Origin of the sequence: Streptomyces chiangmaiensis, assembly GCF_036281785.1 — a bacterium.
Lineage (GTDB): Bacteria > Actinomycetota > Actinomycetes > Streptomycetales > Streptomycetaceae > Streptomyces > Streptomyces chiangmaiensis.
Map to the genome: position 1 here is coordinate 1 of NZ_JAYWVC010000581.1, position 1,340 is coordinate 1,340.

The following is a 1,340-nucleotide window of genomic DNA, read 5'->3' on the forward strand; positions in this document are numbered from 1 at the left end:
TGAACCGCCCCGGGTTCGGTAGAGATCTCAGATTGTGGTTGTGACCTGGGGTTTCGTGAGTTCCGTGTAGTAGTTAGCTTCGTACTCGACGGGCGGGATATGGCCTATTTCACCGTGGAGTCGGCGGTGGTTGTACCAGTCGACCCATTCGGCGGTGGCCAGCTCGACCTGGGCGAGCGTCTTCCAGGGCCGCTGGGGTTTGATCAACTCGGTTTTGTACAGGCCGATCGCCGATTCCATCAGGGCGTTGACGTTAGGCGTCGCCGACCGAGCCGATGGACGCGGCTATGCCGGCGGCGTCCAGATGCTCGGCGAGCCTGAACGACGTGTACTGCGATCCGGCATCCGAGTGGTGAATCAACTCGCCTGGCTTTATGGGTTGTTGGTCGCGGTCGCGTTGCCAGATCGCCATCTCCAGGGCGTCCAGGACGAAGACGGTCTCCTTGACGGTGGCCGCCGACCAGCCCACGATCCGGCGGGAGAAGGTGTCCACGACGAACGCGACGTAGACGGTGGCCGACCATGTCTTCACGTGAGTGAAGTCCGCCACCCAGCACCGGTTGGGGGCCGCGACGAAGTCGCGGTCGAGACGGTCGGGAGCTCGCTCGACCTGCCCGCCGGGAAGCGTGGTGATCACACGCTTGCCGCGGACCGCCCCCTGGATGCCCATCTCACGCATCAGGCGTTCGACGGTGCACCGGGCCACGACGTGTCCCTGCCGGTTCAGCTCACGCCAGATCTTCCTTGCCCCGTAGACACGGTAGTTGGCGGAATGGACTGGCTGATCAGCTCCTTGAGCTGAGCGTCCCGCACCGAACGTGCGGACGGGGTGGCCAGTCGTTTCTTGTGGGCGTAGTAGGTGGAAGGGGCGATCTTGCAGTCGTGCTCGGTGAGCGTCCTGCAGATCGGCTCGACACCGCCGAAGCGGTCCCGGTGCTCGTCGATGAACGCTACGAGCGCGTGTGTGGCCGGTCGAGCTCGGCCGCGAAGAAACTCGCCGCTGCCTTCAGGATCTCGTTGGCCCGCTTCAGCTCGGCGTTCTCCTTCTTCAACGCTTTGACCTGGGCGGACTCCTCCGTCGTCGTCCCCGGACGCGTCCCCGCATCGATCTCGTGCTGCTTCACCCAGTTCCGCAGCGTCTCCCGCGAGCCGATGCCGAGCGTGTCGGCCACCGCCTGCAAGGCGGCCGTCTCGTTCGGGTAGTCGCCGCGGACCTCGGCGACCATGCGCACCGCACGACGGCGCAGCTCAAGCGGGTAACGGGAGGGTCGTGCCATGACTCGATCCTTTCATAAAATCGAGTCTCCATTCGAACCGGGGCGGTTCACCCGGCAGCCGAG

General features: G+C 64.9%; 1 pseudogene. It reads right to left on the reverse strand.

The annotated features are described in order from the left end of the window. Positions 1 to 27: 27 nt before the first annotated feature. A pseudogene (locus tag VXC91_RS45705) lies at positions 28 to 1,277 on the reverse strand (IS3 family transposase). Positions 1,278 to 1,340 lie beyond the last annotated feature (63 nt).